The sequence below is a fragment of the Paraburkholderia sp. BGA-UO-ETr-F21 genome, assembly GCF_059567925.1.
The window spans coordinates 1,143,119-1,165,833 of the sequence record NZ_JCAQOY010000040.1; the positions used below are offsets into that span (position 1 = coordinate 1,143,119).

Consider the following 22,715-nt stretch of genomic DNA (forward strand, 5'->3'; position numbering starts at 1 on the left):
AACGTCGCCCGTTGGCGATTACTTCCGGCCGCCTCATTTTGATACCCTCCAATTTGATCAATGCAGCGCTTGTCGGCATCGACTTCGGTAAGATCGATTTCGAAGCCAGCCTAGAAGAACTCAGCCTGCTCGCGCAAAGCGCGGGCGCGAATCCCTTAGTCACCCTCACCGGGCGCCGGTCCAGTCCCGACGCGAAGATGTTCGTCGGCAGCGGCAAGGCCGAAGAGCTGCGTCTTGCGTGTGAGGCGAACGACATCGAACTCGTCATTTTCAATCACGCTTTGGCGCCTGCGCAGCAGCGCAATCTGGAGCAAGCGCTTAATCGGCGCGTGATCGATCGCACCAGTCTGATCCTCGATATTTTTGCGCAACGCGCCCGCAGCCACGAAGGCAAGCTGCAGGTGGAACTCGCGCAACTGCAGTATCTGTCCACGCGGCTAATCCGCGCATGGACTCACCTGGAACGGCAAAAAGGCGGTATCGGTTTGCGCGGCCCGGGTGAAACGCAGCTCGAAACGGACCGCCGTTTGATCGGCGAGCGCATCAAGGCGCTCAAGACGCGGCTCGAAAAACTGCGCCGTCAGCATGGCACGCAGCGCCGCGCGCGCAGCCGCAATCAGACCATGTCCGTGTCGCTCGTCGGTTACACGAACGCGGGCAAATCCACGCTCTTCAACGCGCTCACCAAGGCTCAGGCGTACGCCGCCGACCAGTTGTTCGCGACGCTGGATACGACATCGCGGCGCGTCTATCTCGGCGACGAAGCGGGGCAGGTGGTGGTGTCCGACACGGTCGGTTTCATCCGCGAATTGCCCCACCAGCTCGTGGCGGCGTTTCGCGCCACGCTCGAAGAAACGATTCACGCCGACCTGCTGCTGCACGTGGTCGACGCGTCGAGCGCGGTGCGGCTCGACCAGATCGATCAGGTCAACGAGGTGTTGCACGCAATCGGTGCGGACACGATCCGGCAGGTCCTCGTCTTCAACAAGATCGACGCGGTGCCGGAGTTGGCGGCCCGTGGGGACGCGGTTGAAAGGGACGAGTATGGTAATATTTCGCGCGTCTTTTTGAGCGCGCGCACGGGGCAAGGGCTAGACACACTGCGCGCTGCCATCGCTGAAATCGCTACTGCCGAACCTCTTCCCGAAACGCTGGTCGATCTCTCGGAAGAAGACCGGTCGGCAGCACCACGCGACGACCGCAAGGTCCCAGAACTCGGGCATTGACCCGTTCCAATTGCACTGACCCGCTGTCTACTCTGGTGAACGAACACAGGTGAACGATTACAACGAGCGGAGTATCTGGCTGCGCATGCGCGCCATGCTTTCACTGAACGATCCGCGCTGGGGCCGTGGGGACGGCAATGGCGAGCGGCAACGTCCAAACGAGCCCAAGCGTCCACCGACCAAGGACGGTGAAGGCCCGCCCGATCTCGACGAGATGTGGCGCGATTTCAACCGCCGTTTGAGCCGCGTGTTCGGTCGCAAGGGTGGCGGCGCGGGTGGCGGGCGGCCGGACAACGGTCGTGGCGCGCGTATCGGCGTGGGCATCGTGATCGGCGTGCTGCTGGCCATTTATCTCGGCAGCGGCGTGTTCGTCGTGCAGGACGGCCAGGCCGGCGTCGTGATGCAGTTCGGCAAGTATCGCTACACGGCAGGTCAGGGCGTGCACTGGCGTCTGCCGTATCCGTTCGAAGCGCATGAGCTCGTCAATATCGGTCAGGTCCGCCAGGTTGAGATCGGCCGCAACAACGTGGTGCGTCTCGCGAATGTGAAAGACGCGTCGATGCTCACGCACGACGCGGATATCGTCGACGTGCGCTTCGCCGTGCAGTATCAGGTGAAGAAGCCGACCGACTACCTGTTTCGCAGCGTCGATCCCGATCAGGGTGTGATGCAGGCTGCTCAGGCGGCGGTGCGCAGCATCGTCGGCGCGCGCAGCACCAACGACATTCTCTATCAGGATCGCGAAACAATTCGCCAGCAACTGGTCGCGGCGATCCAGCAATCCCTGGATGAATATCAGTCCGGACTCGCCGTGACCGGTGTGACGATCCAGGGTGTGCAGGCGCCCAGCCAGGTGCAAGCCGCGTTCGACGACGCCGCAAAAGTCCGTCAGGAAAACGAGCGCGCGAAACGCGATGCCGAGGCCTATGCCGCGGATCTGTTGCCGCGCGCGCAAGCCGACGTGGCGCGCCAGATCGACGAAGCGAAAACGTACAGCGACAAGACGGTGGCTCAGGCGCAAGGCGATGCCGAACGCTTCAAGCAGGTCTACGCGCAGTACTCGAAAGCGCCTGCTGTGATTCGCGAGCGCATGTATCTGGAAACCATGCAGCAGATCTATTCGAATACGACCAAGGTGTTTGTGGATAGCAAGAGCGGCAGCAACGTGCTGTATCTGCCGCTCGACAAGCTGGTCGAGCAGACCCGCCAGCGTGTGTCCGAGGCTGCTGCCGCTTCGGGCGCCGCGGCCGCTGCCGCGCCGCAAGCGGCGAGCGCTGCCGCGTTGCCGTCGGCCGCGCCGTCTGCCTCAGCAACCGGCACCGCTGCCTCCGCGCCGGCGGCGGTCGCCACGCCCGCCAGCCAGGCCGCAGCCAGCAGCGACGCGCTGCGTTCACGCGACTCCTTCCGCAGCCGTATGCGCGAAGACGACGTTCAATAAGGAGCGCACATCATGAACAAGATCATTGCGCTCGTCGTCGCTATCGTTATCGTGCTGTTTGCCGCTTCGTCGATGGTGTTCGTCGTCGATCAGCGGCATCTGGCTGTCCTGTCGTCGCATGGCGACAAGGCGCCGAGCCTGCTCGGCCCCGGCTTGCACGTCAAACTGCCGCCGCCGTTGCAAACGGTCACGCTGGTCGATAACCGTATCCAGTCGCTCGACGCCCCGGACGAAGACCGCTACGTGACGTCCGATAAAACCGATTTGCTGGCGAACCCGGTCGTCAAATACCGCGTGACCGATCCGCTCAAGCTGCTCGCCGAAACGCGAGGAGATGCGCAGAGCCTGCCGGACCGGCTCGCGTTGCTGTCGCGCAGCGCGCTCGGCGATGCGTTCGCGAAGGTCACGCTGTCCGACGCGCTGGCCCGTCAGCAGGCCGTCGCCGACGAAGCGCGTGCCGCCATGGACAAGGCCGCGGCGTCGCTCGGCGTGTCGGTGGTCGACGTGCAACTCACGCGTGTCGACTTCCCTGCGTCGATGGCCGATTCCGTCTACAAACGGATGATCGCCGCACGCCAGCAGATCGCGGCCGACGAACGTGCGAAGGGCACGGCCGAGGCCGACAAGATCCGGCAGGACGCGCTCGGCCAGCAACAGGCGGTTCTCGCGGACGGTTATCGTCAGGCGCAGACCATCAAGGGCGAGGGCGATGCCAAGGCCGCGGAAATCGCCGCCGAAGCGTACGGCGCCGACCCGCAGTTCTACCAGTTCTACCAAAGCATGCAGGCGTACAAGAACACCTTCAAGCCGGGCGACGTGATCGTGGTCGACCCGAGCAGCGAGTTCTTCCGCTTCATGCGTAGCCCGACCGGCGGCGCAGCCCCGGACGCTCCCGCGGTCCCGCGCAAACACTGATAACCGGAGCGCCGCGGCATCCGCATCGCGGCACCTTCATTCGCATGGATATAGCCGGCTCGTTACTGCTCGCGATCGCGTTGATGCTGATTATCGAAGGCATGTTTCCCTTCGTTTTTCCGAGCGCCTGGAGCGACACGTTCCGTAAAATAGCGGAACGTCCGCCGCATCAGATTCGTGTGGGCGGCCTGATCGTGATGGTGCTCGGGCTGATCCTGCTGTTTATCGTGACCTGAAGGCGCCTGCTTTTGCGGGCGGGCTGACAGGCTGCGCAGGCTGCCCGCGCTCGAGTGCAAATGTGCGCCGTTGCGTGCCAGTGCCTGAGAGTTCTGAACGCCGCGTAGTGCGGCGCCCAGCGGCCAAAAGCCGCAAGCGGTCGCCGCAGGTAATTGCAGAGACCGTGCAACGACCACGCAACGACCGCGCAACGCCCGCGACAGCCGCCAAAATCGAGCCGCCGCCCGCCATTCACACTCACTTACCGGCGCACCCAGACGCCGTGTTCAACGTCGTAGGACTGTATCGATGTCGACCTGGTTACTTCCCGAGAATATTGCCGACGTGCTGCCGTCGGAAGCCCGCAAGATCGAAGAGTTGCGGCGCCATTTGCTGGACCGTTTCCGTTCGTACGGCTACGAAATGGTCATGCCGCCGTTGCTCGAGTACCTCGAGTCGCTGCTCACGGGCGGCGGTCACGATCTGAATCTGCGCACCTTCAAGCTCGTCGATCAACTGTCGGGACGCACGCTTGGTCTGCGCGCGGACATTACGCCGCAGGTCGCGCGAATCGACGCGCATCTGCTGAATCGCCAGGGCGTGACGCGCCTTTGCTACGCGGGCAACGTCGCGCATACGCGGCCGCGCGGCCTGCACGCCACGCGCGAGCAGATTCAGATCGGCGCGGAAATCTACGGCCACGCCGGTCTCGAAGCGGACCTGGAAATCCAGCAATTGATGCTCGACGCACTGCGTCTGGCGGGCCTCGCGAAAGTGCGCCTCGATCTGTGCCACGCCGGCGTGCTCGCCGCGCTGATCGAAGCCGAACCGGCCGCGGCCGAGCTCGGGCAGTCGCTCTACGACGCGCTCGCGGGCAAAGACGTGCCGCGCCTCGTCGAACTCACGGCGATCCTCACGCCGGCGATTCGCGACGCGTTGCGCGCGCTGCCCACGCTGTACGGCGACGCGTCCGTGCTCGACGAAGCCCGCGCGCGCTTGCCGAATATGCCGGCCATTGCCCGCGCGCTCGACGATCTCGCGTTCCTCGCGAGCCAGGTGGAGGGCGCCGAAGTGATGATCGATCTCGCCGATCTGCGCGGCTATGCTTATCACAGCGGCGTGATGTTCTCGGCGTATGTGGACGGCGTGCCGAATGCAGTAGCGCGCGGCGGCCGTTACGACCACGTGGGTCAAGCGTACGGCCGCGCACGGGCGGCCACGGGCTTTTCGCTCGATCTGCGCGAGGTGGCGCGGATTTCACCGGTCGAAGCGCGCAGCAGCGCGATTCTCGCGCCGTGGCAGCATGACGAGGCGCTGCGCGTGAGCGTCGCCGCGTTGCGAGATGCCGGCGAGGTGGTGATTCAGGCGCTGCCCGGCCATGAGCACGATCTCGACGAATTCGCGTTCGACCGTGTGTTGGTCGAGCGCAACGGTAATTGGGTCGTCGAACCGCGCGCCTGAGCGCGTTCCGGCAGACCCGCCCGAGGGCGATCCTCAGGGCATGTCAGACGGCGTCGAATGTGTCGCCGAAGCAGGGCGCGGCCAGTGGCCGCGCTACTTTCGCCATACCCAACATAACGTGCATACCGTTGAGCGGAAACGGAAAAATTCGGAAGGTTCCGCGAACATAGGTAGAATACGTTTTTAACCAGCTTACGAAACAACATGTCTGCCAGCGCAGTGAATGTGAACCCCGGGCGTAACGTCGTCGTCGTGGGGACCCAGTGGGGTGATGAAGGCAAGGGCAAGATCGTCGACTGGCTGACGGACCACGCTCAAGGCGTCGTTCGCTTCCAGGGCGGTCACAATGCCGGTCACACGCTTATCATCGGCGGCAAGAAAACCATCTTGCGTCTGATTCCGTCGGGCATCATGCATCCCGGCGTCGCGTGCTACATCGGCAATGGCGTCGTGTTGTCGCCGGAAGCGCTCTTCAAGGAAATCGGCGAGCTCGAAGCCGCCGGGGTCGATGTTCAGAATCGACTCTTCATTTCCGAAGCCACCACCCTGATCCTGCCGTATCACATCGCCATCGACCAGGGCCGCGAAGCGCGCCGTGGCGCGGGCAAGATCGGCACGACCGGCCGCGGCATCGGCCCGGCGTACGAAGACAAGGTGGCGCGCCGCGGTTTGCGCGTGCAGGACCTGTTCGAGCCGGAGACCTTCGCCGAACGTCTGCGTGAGAACCTCGACTATCACAACTTCGTGTTGACGCAATACCTGGGTGTCGCCGCTGTCGACTTCCAGCAAACGCTCGACACGATGCTCAGCTATGCCGACCGTCTGAAGCCAATGGTGACGGACGTGTCGCGCCGCCTGTACGACGCGAACGCTAACGGCAGCAACCTGCTGTTCGAAGGCGCGCAAGGCACGCTGCTCGACATCGACCACGGCACGTATCCGTTTGTCACGTCGAGCAACTGCGTGGCCGGCGCAGCCACGGCGGGCGCGGGCGTCGGTCCGCAAAAGCTGAACTACATTCTCGGCATCACCAAGGCGTATTGCACGCGCGTCGGCTCGGGCCCGTTCCCGAGCGAACTGTACGACGCGGACAACGCCGCCCGTCAGGAAGCGATCGGCCTCGAACTGGCCACCGTCGGCAAGGAATTCGGCTCGGTCACCGGCCGTCCGCGCCGCACTGGCTGGCTCGACGTCGCCGCGCTGCGCCGCTCGATCCAGATCAACGGCGTGTCGGGTCTGTGCATGACCAAGCTCGACGTGCTCGACGGTCTGGACGAAGTGAAGCTGTGCGTCGGCTACACGGTCGACGGCCAGCATGTCGACCTGCTGCCGCGTGGTTCGTCGGAAGTCGCTCGCTGCGTGCCGGTATACGAAACGTTCGCGGGCTGGAAGGAAAGCACGGTTGGTATCAAGGAGTGGGACAAGCTGCCGGCGAACGCGCGTGCGTATCTGTCGCGTGTGCAGGAAGTCGCGGGCATTCCGATCGACATGGTGTCGACCGGTCCGGATCGCGACGAAACCATTCTGCTTCGTCATCCATTCAAGGTTTAAGCCATGGTGCAAGGTGTACCCATGATTGCGATGAAAGATCCGCGCAACGACGACAAGAACCTGTGGGTCGGCTGGGACGAGTATCACCGGCTGATCGAAATGCTCGCGTTGCAGGTGCACGAGTCGGGCTGGAAATTCGACAAGATCCTGTGCCTCGCGCGCGGCGGTTTGCGCGTCGGCGATCAGCTCTCGCGCATTTACGATCTGCCGCTGGCGATTCTTGCCACGAGTTCGTATCGTGAAGCGGCCGGCACGGAGCAGGGCGAACTCGATATCGCGCAATACATCACCATGACGCGTGGCGAACTGCACGGCAACGTGCTGCTGGTCGATGACCTGGTGGATTCGGGCGTGACGCTCGCACGTGTTCAGCAGCATCTGAAAGAGCGTTATCCGGCGATCACCGCGGTGCGTTCGGCGGTGCTCTGGTACAAGGGCTGCTCGAAGGTGAAGCCCGACTACCACGTGCAGTACCTGCCCACCAATCCGTGGATTCATCAGCCGTTTGAGGAATGGGACACGGTTCGTCCGCACAACCTCGGCGCATGGATCAAGCGTGGCACGGCACAAGCGCAGGAGTCGTCGGAGAAGTGATGCGAACGTCGGCGCCGAAATCGTTGCGTCGTCCCCCGCGTTGTCTCGCAAAACGGAGCTCATTGGGCTCCGTTTTTTTATGTGCGCGCCGTGCGCGCGTGCTTCGCAAACCGCGCATCGGCGATGCCGCTAATACGGCCCGCCCAGCAGACGCGCCCATATCGCGGTGCTACACTTCGCGGACCATCTCGTGGTGTATCCACAACAAGCCGGGCGGCGCCAGGCGGGCAGTTTAGAATAGCGGTCGCTTTTTCGCCCAGGGAACGGATTTCCTCGCGTTTATGACAGATAACAATCACGAGCACAAACAGCCTCTGCCTTCCCTCGCCATCGCTGCGATCGGAGTGGTATTCGGCGATATCGGCACGAGCCCGTTGTACTCGCTGAAGGAAGCCTTTAGTCCATCCCACGGCATTCCGCTGACCGAGCAATCCATTCTGGGCGTGATCTCGCTGTTGTTCTGGGCGATCGTGATCGTGGTCGGCATCAAGTACGTGTTGTTCGTGATGCGCGCGGACAATAACGGCGAGGGCGGTGTTCTCGCGCTGATGGCGCTGGCGCTGCGCTCGCTCGACGAGAAGTCGAAAATGGCCGGCTTGCTGATGATGCTCGGCATCTTCGGTGCCTGCATGTTCTATGGCGACGCGGTGATCACGCCGGCCATTTCGGTGATTTCGGCGGTCGAAGGTCTGGAGATCGCGGCGCCAAATCTGTCGCATCTGGTGTTGCCGCTGACCATCGTGATCCTCATCCTGCTGTTCTGGATCCAGCGGCACGGCACGGCCATGGTCGGTCGCCTGTTCGGTCCGATCATGGTGCTGTGGTTCGTGGTGCTCGCGGCGCTCGGCCTGTGGCATATCCTGCAGTCGCCGAACGTGATCCGCGCGCTGAACCCGTACTACGCTTACAGCTTCATGGCCGCGCACGTGCTGCAGGCCTACGTGGTGCTCGGCTCGGTGGTGCTGGTGCTGACCGGCGCCGAAGCTTTGTACGCCGACATGGGCCACTTCGGCGCGAAGCCGATTCGCATGGCGTGGTACGTGCTCGTGATGCCGTCGCTGGTGCTGAACTATTTCGGCCAGGGCGCGCTGCTCATGCACGATCCGAAAGCGATCGAAAATCCGTTCTTCCTGCTCGCGCCGGACTGGGCGTTGCTGCCGCTCGTGGTGCTGTCCACCGTCGCGACGGTGATTGCCTCGCAGGCGGTGATTTCCGGCGCCTATTCGCTCACGAGCCAGGCGATCCAGCTCGGCTACGTGCCGCGCATGAAGATTCTGCACACGTCTGAACTGGCGATCGGCCAGATCTATGTGCCGGTGGTGAACTGGATGCTGCTGTTCATCATTCTGTGCATCGTGATTGCGTTCAAGAGTTCGGACAATCTCGCGGCCGCGTACGGTATCGCGGTGACGGCCACCATGGTGATCACCACGGTGCTCGCCTGCGTCGTGATGGTGAAAGTGTGGAACTGGAACAAGCTGCTGGTGGCGCTGATCATCGGCGTATTCATGACCGTCGATCTGGGCTTTTTCGGCGCCAATCTGCTGAAGGTCGAGGAGGGCGGCTGGCTGCCGCTCGGCATCGGCGCGTTGCTGTTCTTTTTGCTGATGACCTGGTACAAGGGGCGCATGATCGTCAAGGAACGCACGGCGGCCGACGGTATTCCGCTCATGCCTTTCCTGCAGGGGCTGCTCGCGCATCCGCCGCATCGCGTATCGGGCACGGCGATCTATCTGACCGGCAGCGATTCGCTCGTGCCGGTGAGTCTGCTGCACAACCTGAAGCACAATAAGGTGCTGCACGAGCGCACCATTTTCCTGACCTTCGTGACGCGCGATATTCCGTACGTGAACGACGCGGAACGTGTGACGGTCAAGGATATCGACGGTGGCCTGTATCTCGTCAAGGCGGCCTACGGCTTCAACGAAACGCCGGACGTGAAGGCGGTGCTGCTCGAAGTCGGCCGCACGCATGACATGACCTTCGAATTGATGGACACGTCGTTCTTCCTCGCGCGCGAAACGGTTGTGCCGACTCAGTTGCCGGGCATGTCGGTGTGGCGAGAGCGCGTGTTCGCGTGGATGCACCAGAATGCCGCGAAGCCGACGGACTTCTTCAGTATTCCGGCCAACCGGGTGGTGGAGTTGGGGACGAAGATCGAGATCTGACGGTCGCCGTTGATTCATGAACGCCCCAGATGCCGGGGCGAAAAAAAACCCACGCGAATGCGTGGGTTTTTTTATGTGCCGCATGTTCGGCTGAGTCAAATTGCGCAGTGCTCTGCACCTCGGTTTACCGTGCTCGACAAGCGCAACGTGCACTACAAGCGCATGAAAAAATCACGCGCTTAACCAGCGATCTTACTTCTGCTTGAGCTTGGCGAATGCAGCCGCCATCGCGCCGCCTGCTTCCGGTTCGCGTGAACGCTGTTGCGGCGCGCCGCGTCCGCCGCCTGAGCGACCCGCGCCGCGATCCTGCTGGGCACCGCCGCCGCTGCGCGCCGAAGCCGCACCGACTTCGTCGTCCATGCGCATGGTCAGCGCAATGCGCTGGCGCTTCACGTCGACTTCGAGCACCTTCACCTTGACGATCTGGCCGGCCTTGACGACTTCGTGCGGGTCCTTGATGAACTTGGTCGACATGGCCGATACGTGAACCAGACCGTCCTGATGCACGCCGATGTCGATGAACGCGCCGAACGCAGCCACGTTCGTCACGACGCCTTCGAGCACCATGCCCGGCGTCAGGTCGCTGACCTTCTCGACACCTTCGCGGAAGGTCGCCGTCTTGAACTCGGGACGCGGATCGCGGCCCGGCTTTTCGAGTTCGAGCAGAATGTCGCGCACGGTCGGCAGGCCGAAACGATCGTCGACGAATTCCGCGGGCGACAGCCCGCGCAACGCGTCGCGGTTGCCCAGCACTTCGCCGACGTGCTTGCTGATTTTCGCGAGCATGCGTTCGACGACCGGATACGCTTCCGGGTGAACCGACGAGCGGTCGAGCGGATTCTCGCCATTGTTGATGCGCAGGAACCCGGCTGCCTGCTCGAACGTCTTGTCGCCCAGACGCGGCACCTTGCGCAAATGTTCGCGCGACGGGAACGGACCATTCGCATCGCGATAATCGACGATGTTGCGCGCCAGCGTGGCATTCAGACCCGAGACGCGGGCGAGCAGGGCGACGGACGCCGTGTTCGCATCCACGCCGACGGCGTTCACGCAGTCTTCGACCACGGCATCCAGCGAACGGGCCAGCTCGCGCTGGTTCACGTCGTGCTGATACTGGCCGACGCCGATCGCCTTCGGTTCGATTTTCACGAGTTCCGCGAGCGGATCCTGCAAACGGCGCGCGATCGACACCGCGCCGCGCAGCGACACGTCCATGTCGGGGAATTCCTTCGCCGCGAGTTCGGAGGCGGAGTACACCGACGCGCCGGCTTCGGACACCACGATCTTCTGCAGCTTGAATTCCGGATGACGCGCGATCAGTTCGCTCGCGAGCTTGTCCGTTTCACGCGACGCCGTGCCGTTGCCGATGCTGATCAGTTCGGCCTGCGTCTGCGCGCAGATGCGCGCGAGTTTCGCGATCGAGCCGTCCCAGTCGCGGCGCGGCTCGTGCGGATAGATCACGTCGGTGGCGAGCACCTTGCCGGTGCGATCGACCACGGCGACCTTCACGCCGGTGCGCATGCCCGGGTCGAGGCCGATCACGGCCTTCGGTCCGGCGGGCGCGGCCAGCAGCAGGTCCTTCAGATTGCGCGCGAACACGCGAATCGCTTCATGCTCGGCTTCGTCGCGCAGATTGGTCAGCAGTTCGTTTTCGATGTGCGGCTGCACCTTCACGCGCCAGCACCAGCGGCACACGTCGGAGAGCCACTTGTCGGCCGGACGGTTCTGATTGGCGATACCGAAGTGGCGCGCGATCAGCGCTTCGCCCGGATGCGGCACCTGCGCGTCGAGTTCCTCACCGAGGCCCAGCTTGACCATCAGCACGCCCGCATTGCGGCCGCGGAACAGCGCCAGCGCGCGATGCGACGGCACGGTGCGGATGGTTTCCGCGTAGTCGTAGTAGTCGCGGAATTTTTCTTCTTCGGCGTTTTCCTTGCCTTCCACCACTTTCGACGACACCACGCCCTGATTGAACAGGTAATCGCGCAGCTTGCCGAGCAACTCGGCCGTTTCGCCGAACTGTTCGGAGAGAATGTCGCGTGCGCCGTCGAGCGCGGCCTTGACGTCGGCGACGCCTTTTTCGGCGTCCACGTAGGTGGCGGCTTCGGTTTGCGGGTCGAGCAGCGGATTGGCGAGGAGCGCGTCGGCGAGCGGCTGCAGGCCGGCTTCACGAGCGATCTGCGCGCGTGTGCGGCGCTTAGGCTTGTACGGGAGATACAGGTCTTCCAGCACCTGCTTGCTGTCGGCGCCTTCGATCGCCGCGCGCAGCTCGTCGGTGAGCTTGCCCTGTTCGTCGATGCTGGCGATGATCGCGGCGCGCCGGTCTTCCAGCTCGCGCAGATACAGCAGGCGTTCCTCGAGGTTACGCAGTTGCGTGTCGTCGAGATTGTCGGTCACTTCCTTACGGTAGCGGGCGATGAACGGAACAGTCGCTCCTTCGTCGAGAAGTTGCACCGCGGCCGCGACCTGGCGCGGCTGGACGGACAGTTCGGCGGCGATGCGCTGTACGATCTTGAGTGCTACGGTTTCCGTCATAAGGTCTTGGTGTTCCTGCGGACTCAGTTCAGGGGCCGCGCGCTAACCGCACATGCGGGCACGTTAGGGCAAATGAGGCACGTGGGGCACGTCCGGGCACGCCGGGCGTGCGCGCTGCGACCAGGTTGCTGGAGCGGGGCATTTTGCCATAAATGCAAAAGGGCTCAACCGCAGGGTGATAGAATTTCGGGCATGTTCCGCTGACCCTCTACGACGTTGCCGATCTCCTTGTCCCTCAACCGCCTGGGCTCCCGCTTGGTCTCTCGCTTGACACCGCGCTTGGCATCGCGCTTGACTCCATTGCCGCCGTTTTTATCGTCGCGTTTCTTATCGCGCTCGCTGACGCGTTCCGTGCTGCGTTCCATGCCGCGTTTTTCGGCGCGTTCGTTGCGCTCACCGCTCGGCTCGCTCGCGGCGGCTTCGCGCCCGGTGTTCAGGTCCGCGTTCCTTTCTAATGGCGTATTGCTCGCGTCGTGTGCGTCGTGCGTTCTCGCCGCCGCGCTGGCCGCGCCTATTCCGGCCGTGGCGCAGTCCGTGCCGCCGGCAAGCAGCAGCGCTGCGCGGCCCGCGGGCGCGCTCGCCCCGGCCGCTGCGTCGGGCGTGGGGGCCATGAGCGCCACGAATGCGCAGGGCGGGACGAACGCCGGCGGTACGGACAGCGCCGGCAATGCGGCCTCGCCGAACAGTGGCTTCGACGCCCGGCAGAAAGTCCTGGATCAGCGCACGGAGGAGAACAACTATCGCTATGGCGTCGCGGAACACGACTGCTACAGCAAGTTCTTCGTCAACTACTGCCTGAACAAGGCGCGCGACAGCATGCGCTCGGTGCAGGCCGACATCCGCAAGGAACAACTTGCGCTCGACGGTGAGCAGCGCACGCAGCGTGCCCGCGACCGTGACGAGCAGGCCGCGCTCAAGCGTGCCCAGGAAGAAGCGGGCGCGCCGCAACGCGCCGCCGAAGACGCGCGCAACGCGCAGGCATACCAGGACAAGCAGCGCCAGCATCAGCTCGATCAGGCGCAGCGCGCCGCCGAGGCGCCGCAGCGCAGCGCGAATGAGCAGGCCTATCAGCAGAAGCAGCGTCAGCATGCGCTGGATCAGGCGCAGCGCGGCGTCAGCCCGTCGCAGGCCGCCGCCAACCAGCAGGCGTACGATCAGAAGCAGGCCGACTTCCAGCGCAAGCTCGACGAGGCGCGTGCTCAAGGTGCGCAGAAGGCGCAGGAGCGCGTGCAGAAGCAGCAGAGCTTCGAGAAGAAGCAGGCCGACGCGGCGCAGCACAAGGCCGATGTGGAAGCGCGTCAGAAGCAGGCGGCGGAGAAAGCCGAGCAGAAACGTCAGGACGCGTTGAAACAGCAGCAGCTCGAAGAGCAGCAAAAGCAGCAGCAACAACAGCAGTAAGCGTGCTGGAATGGGCCCTGAGCGTGTGTGGCAGGGCCGTAGTCGCCGTAACGCGTTTTAAGCCGGACAGCAACCTCAGGTATCGGGCTGCACACGCCGCCCGCTCCGTAGACGAGAGGAGGCGAGTATGCGCGATCAACATCACGTCATCAACGCGGACACACTTCGCGACCGTATTCTGCAACTGGAATCGGAGCATAGTGGGCTCGATCGCCTGATCGACCGAATGTCGGATGAGCCCGGCATCGACGACTTCGAGTTGCAGCGCCTGAAAAAGCGCAAACTCAAGGTCAAGGACACCATCATCTTGCTGCAGTTGCAGCTCGAACCGGACGCACGCGCCTGAGTTCGCGGCCTGGCAGGCGCCGGGCGCGCGCCGCGCGAGCCGGACTTTGCAGGAAACGCTTGCCTTGAATTCACCGCTTGAAACTTCATCCCGTGCCACGCCGGGCGACGACGCAGCCGGAGCCAATGCGCCGGCGCCGCGTCCTGTCGCGTCCGCACTGAGCGCGTCGCTGAATCCGCGCCGCGTCGCCGAACTGGACGAGATCTTCGCCGACAACGGCTTGCTGGCCCGTCAGATCGACGGCTACCGCTCGCGGGCGTCGCAGATCGAAATGTCGCGCGCCGTGGCCGCGGCCATGGAAGCGTCGGGCCGCGCAATGCCCGAGCCCGCGATGTTCGAGGCGCAGAAGCGGCCGGCACGGCGTCTACAGGCACCGGGCGCGGATGCCTCCGCCGAGTCTGCGGAGAGCGCCGAATCGGGCGGGCTCGACGGCAGCGAAAACACGCTGATCGTCGAAGCGGGTACAGGCACGGGCAAGACCTACGCGTATCTCGTGCCGGCCATGCTGTGGGGCGGCAAGGTGATCGTCTCCACCGGCACGAAGCATTTGCAGGACCAGCTCTTTCAGCGCGATATTCCGACCGTGCGCGATGCGCTCGCGGTGCCGGTATCGGTCGCCATGCTCAAGGGCCGCGCGAATTACCTGTGCCACTACTATCTGCAGCGCACCGCGGATAATGGCCGTCTGCCGTCGCGCCAGGAAACCTCGTATCTGCAGGATATCGTGCGTTTCGCGAAGATCACGCGCACCGGCGACAAGGCTGAACTCGCCAGCGTGCCCGAAACGGCGGCGGTGTGGTCGATGGTCACATCGACGCGCGAAAACTGTCTCGGCCAGGAGTGTCCGCATTACAAGGACTGCTTCGTAATGCAGGCACGCCGCGAGGCGCAGCAGGCGGATATCGTGGTGGTCAACCACCATCTCTTTTTCGCCGACATCATGTTGCGTGATACGGGTATGGCGGAACTGCTGCCCACCGCCAACACCATCATTTTCGACGAAGCGCACCAGTTACCCGAAACGGCGACGCTCTTTTTCGGCGAGACGCTTTCGACCACGCAGTTTCTCGAGCTTGCTCGTGATTCGGTGGCCGAAGGTTTGGGCCATGCGCGTGAAACGGTCGACTGGGTCACGCTGGGCTCGACGCTCGAACGCGCAGCGCGCGACGTGCGGCTCGCGTTCAAGGAAGACTCGGTGCGTCTGTCGATCGGCCAGTTGCCGGACGACCACCCGCTGTTCCCCGCGCTCGAAACGCTCGAAACCGAACTCGACGCGCTCGCGTCCGCGCTGGCGGGTCAGGCCGAGCGCGCCGAATCGATCGGCGCGTGTCTGCGCCGTGCGCGCGAACTGCAGGGTGTACTTGCCGGGTGGACCACGCCGCCCACGCAGACCGAGCGCGAGGCCGCCGACGCTACGTCAGCCGACGGCAAAGCCGAGCGCGCCGACCCGAATGAAAAGGTGCGCTGGATCGAAGTTTTCTCGCATACCGTGCAGTTGCACGAAACGCCATTGTCGGTTGCGCCGATCTTTGCGAAGCAGCGCGCCGGCGTGCCGCGCGCGTGGATCTTCACATCGGCCACGCTGTCGGTGCGTGGCGATTTCACGCACTACGCCGCGCAAATGGGCCTGAACGCGAAACGCTCCATGACGCTGCCGAGCCCCTTCGATTACCCAACGCAAGGGCTGCTGTACGTGCCGCGCAATTTGCCGCAGCCGTCCTCGCCGATGTTCACCGACGCCGTGTTCGACGCCGCGTTGCCGGCGATCGAGGCATCGGGCGGCGGCGTCTTCATGTTGTGCACGACGCTGCGCGCCGTGGACCGCATCTCGGCCAAGCTGCGCGACACGATCGAAGCGCGTGGCTGGGACTATCCGCTGCTCGTGCAGGGCGATGCAAGCCGCACCGAATTACTGGAGCGTTTCCGGTCTTACGGCAACGCGATTCTGGTGGGCAGTCAGAGCTTCTGGGAAGGGGTGGACGTGCGCGGCGACGCATTGTCGCTGGTAGTGATCGACAAGCTGCCGTTTGCGCCGCCCGACGATCCGGTTCTGTCCGCGCGTCTCGACGCGCTGACCAAGAAGGGCTTGAGCCCGTTCGCCGTGCATCAGTTGCCGCAGGCCGTGATTACGCTGAAGCAGGGCGCAGGGCGCCTGATTCGCGCTGAGACCGATCGAGGCGTGCTGATGATCTGCGACACGCGTCTCGTCGATAAACCGTATGGACGCCGTATCTGGCAGAGCCTGCCGCCATTTAAACGCACACGTGAGATCGAAGTCGTGCGCGAGTTCTTTGAAGAGAATCAAACAGCGGGTTAATAAGCCAATCGGAATCAATGAGCGCCGTTGTAAAAAGCGGCGCTTAAATGACAAAACGCCACGGATGTGAATCCGTGGCGTTTTGCTTTACTGCCCGGGAAATCGCGAAGATTTCCCGATGCAGTTTTCGCCCAGAGGCGAACCCTATGCAGCAGCTTACTGGCTTGCGCCCGAAGCCGGAGCAGCAGCCGAAGCAGCAGCGTCCGAAGCAGCAGCGCTTGCGTCCGAAGCAGCGGTCGTAGCCGAAGCAGCAGCGTCGCTCGCAGCAGCAGCAGCACCCGAAGCAGCAGCAGCCGAATCCGAAGCTGCAGCAGCCGGTGCCGAAGCAGCAGCTGCGTCGCTAGCCGGGGCAGCGGCTTGGTCGTTGCTCTTGTTGCATGCAGCCAGTGCCACAGCTGCCAACAGGGATGCTACGAGGAGGGATTTCTTCATGATCACGTCCTTTTATGGTTTAAAGGTAAGCAACAGCGCAAAATAAAACCGGTAATGTGCTCCAACACCGACCTGGGCCGCTGGTGGAGACGCTCTTTTGACGAGCTGGAATCTTCCCTACGGCTTGGGCGGAAATTATATGCACTTTCGTACTGACAATCCATAAATCCGGGGTCAATACGTTGTCTTTCTCATACAAAATTTCACTGTACGGTATAGCAGGTAGGCGGAGTTACGCAAGCTCGCCCACTTGTATCCAGCCCGCACAATACCACTCGTGTAGCCGTGCTGTCACCGACGAATCGTGTGAGAGTGTTACAAAGCGTTTCGCACTCATACAGCGGTGATCTGCGAGGTCAAACAACCACTTTTTTGCGCCATCGAATGACGTTTCCTCTCCATTTATGAAGAAAAAACGGCGGTTGTACAACAAATTGGTCTTGCGGTCCAGCCGAATGCCGGACTTCAAAGCCTGACTGATGAAACGTGCTTCATTAAGCGGCCTTTGCGGCGGATCAAAGACGACACTCGGCTTAGGTTCGCTGAGATACGTGCCAAGGAACGACGCAATATCCTGCTCATTCCACTTAATGCCAGCAAGGATTGCGCCAACCCTTTCAACGAGCGCCGCCGGCAATTCAGCCGGACGTTCCACAGCGGGCTGCTGCGGATCACGGTAGAGCGCTCCCGCATTGCCCGACGACTCGCCGCGCTCGGCCAGATGATAGAGGAACTGCGCGGTCAATTCGTTTGCGGACGGGGCGCGAAAACCGATCGAGCAGGTCATGCATTCGCCTTCAGCGACTCCGTCGTGCGCGATGTGCGGTGGCAGGTACAACATGTCGCCCGGTTCGAGCAGCCATTCCTCTTCGGCCTGGAAATTCTGTAAAACTTTCAAAGGCAGGCCGGCTTGCAGTGTCAGATCTTTCTGCGCGCTAATGCGCCAACGCCGCTTGCCTTTTACTTGCAAAAGAAACACATCGTAGGAATCGAAGTGGGGGCCTACGCCGCCGCCGTCACTTGCATACGAGATCATCAGGTCGTCCAGACGTGCGTCCGGCACGAAGCGGAAGCGGTCGAGCAGGGCGCGCGCCCGATCGTCGTAGAGATCCACACCTTGCACGAGAAGCGTCCATGCACGCTGCTTCAGCGAAGGCAGTTCGTCAGGCGCGAACGGACCGTGTTCCAGTTGCCATTTATTGCGGAAATGCGTGATCAGACGTGCTTCGACTTCGTCCTGATCGGCCAGCTCGAAAAATTCTTCTCGCGAGAGCGGCGCCTCGACATTCGGGATCGCCTGGCGAATCAGCAGCGGCTTCTTCTGCCAATAGCGGCGCATGAATTGCGACGGCGTCAGATTGCCGAGCAGCGGTGTAGGCGTGTCCGGCGCGGGCGGCAGAACCGGAAGAGCGGACAGAGCCGGCTTTGAAGCCGGCGACGAATTCCGTGCCGATGCAGCGTCGGCCGGGTGGTCAGTGGGCCGCTTGGGCATCGTATAATGTGAGTTGTATTCTGGAGAATCGAATGAAAATCGCAAAGAACACCGTCGTGTCGGTCGCTTACAAGCTGTCGGATGCGCAGGGCAATCTGATCGAGGAAAGCGACGAGCCGATGGTCTATCTGCACGGCGGCTATGATGGCACGTTCCCCAAGATCGAGGAAGAGCTCGACGGCCATGAGGCCGGCTTCGAGACCCAGATCCAGCTCGAGCCGCAAGACGCGTTCGGCGAGTACGACCCCGATCTCGTGAAGATCGAGCCGCGCGATCGCTTCCCGGAACCGCTCGAGGTCGGCATGCAATTCGAAGGCACACCCGAAGAAGGCGACGAGGACCTCGACTCGCTCGTCTACGTGGTGACCGACGTCGCGGAAGACAAAGTCGTGCTCGACGGCAACCATCCGCTTGCCGGCATGGCGCTGCGTTTTGCGTTGACCGTGAAAGACGTGCGCCCGGCTACCGAGGACGAAATCCAGCACGAACACGCGCACGGTGCCGACGGCCTCGAAGTCCTCGACGATGACGAGGACGACGAAGAGGACAAGTCAGGGCCCACGCTGCACTGAACTGGCGGGCACGCCGGGCATGCTTGAAGAAGCGCCCGGCGTGCGCGGCTGCGTAGCGGAGGCGGGCGGGGTCGAGGTGGCCGGCCCGTATCCTCCGCCGCCCTGATCGGCCGGTATGCGCGGCTGCTGATCCAGTTGCGAGTCCCCGGGCGATTGCAACAGCGGCGGCAATTCCGATGCGGGTCCGAGCGCGGGTACAGCCGGCATGGATGCGGCAGGTTCGTCGCGTGGCATAACAGGCTGCGCCGTGGGCATCGGCATCTGCTTCGGCACGTCGCGCACACTCACGCGGAACGGCGGTTTTCTGCCGAGATCCGCTTCCACCTGAATCCACTGATTGAGACGATCATGCGGCGCGAGCGCGACACGCGTGAGATTCGTCACGAGCATTCCCTTGTCATTGCGTAGCGGCTGATCGATGACGAAGCCGGCGCTCGCACGTTCGTCGTCGCAATGAATCACCAGCACTGGCCCGCGGAAAATCTGCGCGAGCTTGACGAGGCTGCGCTTGAATTCCAGGAAGCCGTCGCGGCGGGTATTGCGCGCAAAACGCAGCCATGCGAAACGGTCGGGCCGTTCGTAACGTTCAGGATCCGGGTCGCCTTGAATGAACACGACAATTGCGCGCGCGTCGCGGCGTTTCGCATATTCGCCGGCGTGTTCCAGCCAGAACGCATTGGCGATCACGCGATCTTCGAATTCACCGTTGCGCCCGCCGGCAGTGAGATAGTGATTGTTCGGACTCGGCGCGTTCAGGCCGACGAACACCGTATCGCCCACTTGCCAGCGCACGTTCTCACGATAGGGGCGAAAGCGCGAGACTTCGCTTTCACGCGTCAACGCGATCGGGTTCTGGCCCATCGACGTGGCGTCGCTGAAGAGTGTCTGACGCAACTGATCGAGCCGTTCAACCGGGTCGAAGCCGCCGGCCTCGGCCGTGCCGCAATCGGCCCAGTCATGCTGGCCGGGAATGAAGAAGAGGGCGGGTCGCGACGCTTCCAGCAACGCGTGGCGACGTTCGTAGAGCGCATCGCGGCAGGCCTCTTTGGCGCCCTTCAGATTGCCGTCGTACACGATGAACGACATGTCGCGCTCGTGGCTGATCGCGTCGATCAGCCGCTGCGTCGGCGCTTCGTCGGCGGGGCTTTGCATCGTGTTGGCGATGACCGCGAACGTGTAGCGCGGCGTGTCGGCGTAGGCCGCCGGCGCGTAGGCTGATAACCCCGCCGCTAATCCCACTGACATCACTGCGGACAGCCCCGCGAAGAGTCCCGCGTTCAGCACGCCGCTGCCCGAGAGCGTGAGGGCGAGAGTCAGCGCCGCGCGAAGTTTGCGCGGACGCTGCGGGCGCCTGTGTGCGTCAATGATCCGCATCCGGCGCGGCGGCCAGTTCATGCAATTCGTACAGCAGATCGAGTGCTTCGCGCGGCCGCAGATCGTTCGGATCGATGCCGCGCAAACGCTCCACAAGCGCCTGCATGGCAGGCGATACAGGCTGTGCCGCGTTCGATTCGCGCTCGTCATCCGCGTCTTCGAGCAGCATCGGCATGGGGGCGGCGAACAGATCGAGTTGCGGCGCGGGTTGCGCGGCCGATTGCTGTTCGAGATGCGCAAGATGCTTGCGCGCCGCGCGAATCACCGCGTTTGGCACGCCTGCGAGTTGCGCGACCTGCAGACCGTAGCTCTGATTCGCCGGACCTTCGCTGACCGCGTGCAGGAACACGATGCCGTGCCCATGCTCGACCGCCGACAGGTGTACGTTGGCCGCCTGCGGAAACTCGGCCGGCAGCTGCGTCAGTTCGAAGTAGTGGGTGGCAAAGAGCGTATGGCAGCCGTTGTGCGCAAGCAGATGCCGCGCGATGGCCCACGCCAGCGCGAGCCCGTCGAACGTTGAAGTGCCGCGGCCGATCTCGTCCATCAGCACGAGACTTTGCGGCGTGGCGTCGTTCAGGATCGCGGCGGCTTCGGTCATCTCGACCATGAAGGTGGAACGGCCGCCGGCCAGGTCGTCCGCAGCGCCGATACGCGTGAAGATACGGTCGATCGGGCCGAAGGCGGCGCGCCGCGCCGGCACATAGCTGCCCACGTAAGCGAGCAGCGCGATCAACGCGGTCTGCCGCATGAAGGTGGATTTACCGCCCATGTTCGGGCCGGTGATCAGCAGCAGTTTGCGCTCGGGCGTGAGCGTGCAGTCGTTGGCAATGAACTGTTCGACCTGCGCCTCGACAACCGGATGCCGTCCCTGCTCGATTTCAATGCCCGCGTCCGGCGAGAACGTGGGCGCGACCCAATCGAGCGCGCGGGCGCGCTCGCCGAAGGCCGCCAGAAGATCGAGTTCGGCGAGCGCCGAAGCGACGCGCTGGCAGTCGGGGATAAAAGGCAGCAGCGCCTGCAGCAACGCGTCATAGAGCGAGCGTTCGCGGGCGAGCGCGCGTTCCTGTGCGGACAGCGCTTTGTCCTCGAACGTTTTCAGCTCCGGCGTGATGTAGCGCTCTGCGTTCTTCAGCGTCTGGCGGCGGCGATAGTCGTCCGGCACCTTGTCGGTCTGGCCGCGCGTGACTTCGATATAGAAGCCGTGCACCTTGTTGTACTCGACGCGCAGATTGCCGATGCCCGTGCGTGCGCGCTCGCGAGTTTCGAGGTCGATCAGGAACTGCCCGCAGTTCTCCGAAATATCTCGCAACTCGTCCAGATCCGCATCGTAGCCGCGCGCGATCACGCCGCCGTCGCGCACCATGGCCGAGGGCTCCTGCGCGACGGCGCGCTTGAGCAGTTCGACGCAGGCTTGCGGCGGTTCGAGCGAGGCGTCGATGCGCGCGAGCGAATCGGCATTCGGCGAAACGGCGGCGAGCTGCGCGCGCAATTCGGGCAACGCGATAAACGTATCGCGCAGACTCGACAGATCGCGAGGCCGCGCCGAGAGCAGCGCGAGACGCCCGGTGATCCGCTCGATATCCGAGATTTGCCGCAACGCGCCGCGCAACGCGTCGACGCCGGCGCCCGGCGGCGCGTCGAGCAATGCGCCGATTGCCTGCTGACGCGCCTGCGCCACCGCCGATTCGCGCGGCGGATGATGCAGCCAATGACGCAGCAGACGGCTGCCCATGGTCGTGCAGCAGGTATCGAGAAGGGAACATAGCGTGGGCGACTCGGTGCCGCGCAGCGTTTCAGTCAGTTCGAGGTTGCGGCGCGTGGCGGGGTCGAGGCCGATATATTCGGATTCATACTCCACCTTCAGGCTGCGCACATGACGCAATTGCTGGCCTTGCGTGGCGGCGGCATACAGAAGCAACGCACCGGCCGCGCCGCATGCGCAGGTCAGCGAATGCGCGCCGAAGCCGTCGAGGCCGGCCACTTCCAGTTGGTCGCACAAGCGCTGCGTGCCCGAGGTGATGTCGAAGTGCCAGACCGGCACGCGGGTGAGGGCGCCCGCATTGACCGGAGGTGTCCAGCTCGCCGAGTCGCTGGGCGTGTCGGCCACCAGAATTTCCGCCGGACGAATGCGCTCCAGCGCGGCCGCTACCTGGTCGGGCGCGACTTCGGCGAGGCGCAACGCGCCGCTTGCCAGATTCAGCCATGCCAGGCCGACGCTGGTCGCGACGCCACGCCGATTGTGCGCGACGCACATGGCCAGCAAGTAGACGTCGTTCTTATCCGAGAGGAGCGCGGCGTCCGTGAGTGTGCCCGGCGTGACCACGCGCACCACTTTGCGTTCGACCGGGCCCTTCGACGTAGCCGGGTCGCCGATCTGTTCGCAAATCGCGACGGATTCGCCGAGCTTCACGAGCTTGGCCAGATATTGTTCGACCGCGTGGTGCGGCACGCCGGCCATCTTGATCGGATTGCCCGCCGACGCGCCACGCTGCGTGAGTGTCAGATCGAGCAGACGTGCGGCTTTTTCCGCGTCTTCGAAAAAGAGCTCGTAGAAGTCGCCCATCCGGTAGAACACCAGCGTGCCGGGATGATCCGCCTTGATGCGGAGATACTGCTGCATCATCGGCGTGTGTTGTGCGACGTCGTTGGCCGCTGCGGTTTGAATGCCCATCCTCGGTGT

Annotated in this window: 18 protein-coding genes; 12 read left to right on the forward strand and 6 right to left on the reverse strand. The window is 63.5% G+C overall.

Annotated elements, in window-relative coordinates; genetic code table 11:
• Nucleotides 1-11 precede the first annotated feature (11 nt).
• The 8 genes from hflX (at nucleotide 12) to AC57B1_RS37575 (ending at nucleotide 9,569) form a co-directional block, all read left to right on the forward strand.
• Nucleotides 12-1,226, forward strand: coding sequence for a GTPase HflX (gene hflX, locus AC57B1_RS37540; RefSeq protein WP_177204955.1), 1,215 nt, complete (start codon nucleotides 12-14; stop codon nucleotides 1,224-1,226).
• 49 nt (nucleotides 1,227-1,275) lie between these two features.
• The gene (hflK, locus tag AC57B1_RS37545) at nucleotides 1,276-2,664 is read left to right on the forward strand and encodes an FtsH protease activity modulator HflK (protein WP_496420202.1); all 1,389 of its coding nucleotides are present in this window, start codon (nucleotides 1,276-1,278) and stop codon (nucleotides 2,662-2,664) included.
• A 12-nt stretch (nucleotides 2,665-2,676) separates the two neighbouring features.
• The gene (gene hflC / locus AC57B1_RS37550) at nucleotides 2,677-3,579 is read left to right on the forward strand and encodes a protease modulator HflC (protein ID WP_408347789.1); all 903 of its coding nucleotides are present in this window, start codon (nucleotides 2,677-2,679) and stop codon (nucleotides 3,577-3,579) included.
• A 44-nt stretch (nucleotides 3,580-3,623) separates the two neighbouring features.
• The gene (locus AC57B1_RS37555; RefSeq protein WP_012433522.1) at nucleotides 3,624-3,815 is read left to right on the forward strand and encodes a DUF2065 domain-containing protein; all 192 of its coding nucleotides are present in this window, start codon (nucleotides 3,624-3,626) and stop codon (nucleotides 3,813-3,815) included.
• Between the two features lie 289 nt (nucleotides 3,816-4,104).
• Nucleotides 4,105-5,256 carry an ATP phosphoribosyltransferase regulatory subunit gene (locus AC57B1_RS37560; RefSeq protein WP_408347792.1) on the forward strand — a complete coding sequence of 384 codons (1,152 nt, stop codon included), beginning with the start codon at nucleotides 4,105-4,107 and terminating at the stop codon, nucleotides 5,254-5,256.
• 204 nt (nucleotides 5,257-5,460) lie between these two features.
• Nucleotides 5,461-6,807, forward strand: coding sequence for an adenylosuccinate synthase (locus AC57B1_RS37565; protein ID WP_091792942.1), 1,347 nt, complete (start codon nucleotides 5,461-5,463; stop codon nucleotides 6,805-6,807).
• A 3-nt stretch (nucleotides 6,808-6,810) separates the two neighbouring features.
• Complete coding sequence (locus AC57B1_RS37570; RefSeq protein ID WP_091792944.1) at nucleotides 6,811-7,401, forward strand: phosphoribosyltransferase; 591 nt, start codon at nucleotides 6,811-6,813, stop codon at nucleotides 7,399-7,401.
• Nucleotides 7,402-7,682: 281 nt separating this feature from the next.
• Nucleotides 7,683-9,569, forward strand: a complete 1,887-nt coding sequence (locus AC57B1_RS37575) for a potassium transporter Kup (RefSeq protein ID WP_091792946.1) — start codon at nucleotides 7,683-7,685, stop codon at nucleotides 9,567-9,569.
• A gap of 192 nt (nucleotides 9,570-9,761) precedes the next feature.
• Here AC57B1_RS37575 and AC57B1_RS37580 read toward each other — a convergent pair whose 3' ends face one another.
• Both AC57B1_RS37580 and AC57B1_RS37585 read right to left on the reverse strand, forming a co-directional pair.
• Nucleotides 9,762-12,104 carry a Tex family protein gene (locus tag AC57B1_RS37580; protein ID WP_496420203.1) on the reverse strand — a complete coding sequence of 781 codons (2,343 nt, stop codon included), beginning with the start codon at nucleotides 12,102-12,104 and terminating at the stop codon, nucleotides 9,762-9,764.
• Between the two features lie 164 nt (nucleotides 12,105-12,268).
• The gene (locus tag AC57B1_RS37585) at nucleotides 12,269-12,469 is read right to left on the reverse strand and encodes a hypothetical protein (RefSeq protein WP_496420204.1); all 201 of its coding nucleotides are present in this window, start codon (nucleotides 12,467-12,469) and stop codon (nucleotides 12,269-12,271) included.
• Between AC57B1_RS37585 and AC57B1_RS37590 the strand changes: the two genes are divergently transcribed.
• From AC57B1_RS37590 to yoaA, 3 genes are all read left to right on the forward strand, one after another.
• A complete protein-coding gene (locus AC57B1_RS37590) occupies nucleotides 12,468-13,502 on the forward strand; it encodes a hypothetical protein (protein WP_496420205.1) in 1,035 nt (344 codons plus the stop codon). The genes AC57B1_RS37585 and AC57B1_RS37590 overlap by 2 nt on opposite strands.
• A gap of 127 nt (nucleotides 13,503-13,629) precedes the next feature.
• Nucleotides 13,630-13,848 (forward strand): DUF465 domain-containing protein, encoded by a 219-nt coding sequence (locus AC57B1_RS37595; protein ID WP_007181361.1) that lies wholly within the window; start codon nucleotides 13,630-13,632, stop codon nucleotides 13,846-13,848.
• Nucleotides 13,849-13,912: 64 nt separating this feature from the next.
• Complete coding sequence (yoaA, locus tag AC57B1_RS37600) at nucleotides 13,913-16,165, forward strand: DNA repair helicase YoaA (protein WP_496420206.1); 2,253 nt, start codon at nucleotides 13,913-13,915, stop codon at nucleotides 16,163-16,165.
• A gap of 156 nt (nucleotides 16,166-16,321) precedes the next feature.
• Here yoaA and AC57B1_RS37605 read toward each other — a convergent pair whose 3' ends face one another.
• Nucleotides 16,322-16,597, reverse strand: coding sequence for a hypothetical protein (locus AC57B1_RS37605; RefSeq protein ID WP_091792954.1), 276 nt, complete (start codon nucleotides 16,595-16,597; stop codon nucleotides 16,322-16,324).
• A 232-nt stretch (nucleotides 16,598-16,829) separates the two neighbouring features.
• Complete coding sequence (locus AC57B1_RS37610) at nucleotides 16,830-18,089, reverse strand: JmjC domain-containing protein (protein WP_496420343.1); 1,260 nt, start codon at nucleotides 18,087-18,089, stop codon at nucleotides 16,830-16,832.
• A 32-nt stretch (nucleotides 18,090-18,121) separates the two neighbouring features.
• On the opposite strand from AC57B1_RS37610, the gene AC57B1_RS37615 reads away from it, so the two are divergent.
• Complete coding sequence (locus AC57B1_RS37615) at nucleotides 18,122-18,661, forward strand: FKBP-type peptidyl-prolyl cis-trans isomerase (RefSeq protein ID WP_011488927.1); 540 nt, start codon at nucleotides 18,122-18,124, stop codon at nucleotides 18,659-18,661.
• Here AC57B1_RS37615 and AC57B1_RS37620 read toward each other — a convergent pair.
• Both AC57B1_RS37620 and mutS read right to left on the reverse strand, forming a co-directional pair.
• Nucleotides 18,641-20,035 carry a hypothetical protein gene (locus AC57B1_RS37620; protein WP_496420344.1) on the reverse strand — a complete coding sequence of 465 codons (1,395 nt, stop codon included), beginning with the start codon at nucleotides 20,033-20,035 and terminating at the stop codon, nucleotides 18,641-18,643. The genes AC57B1_RS37615 and AC57B1_RS37620 overlap by 21 nt on opposite strands.
• On the reverse strand, nucleotides 20,022-22,706 hold the full coding sequence (gene mutS, locus AC57B1_RS37625; RefSeq protein ID WP_496420207.1) for a DNA mismatch repair protein MutS: 2,685 nt from the start codon (nucleotides 22,704-22,706) through the stop codon (nucleotides 20,022-20,024). Before mutS ends, AC57B1_RS37620 begins: the two co-directional genes overlap by 14 nt.
• Nucleotides 22,707-22,715: the final 9 nt, after the last annotated feature.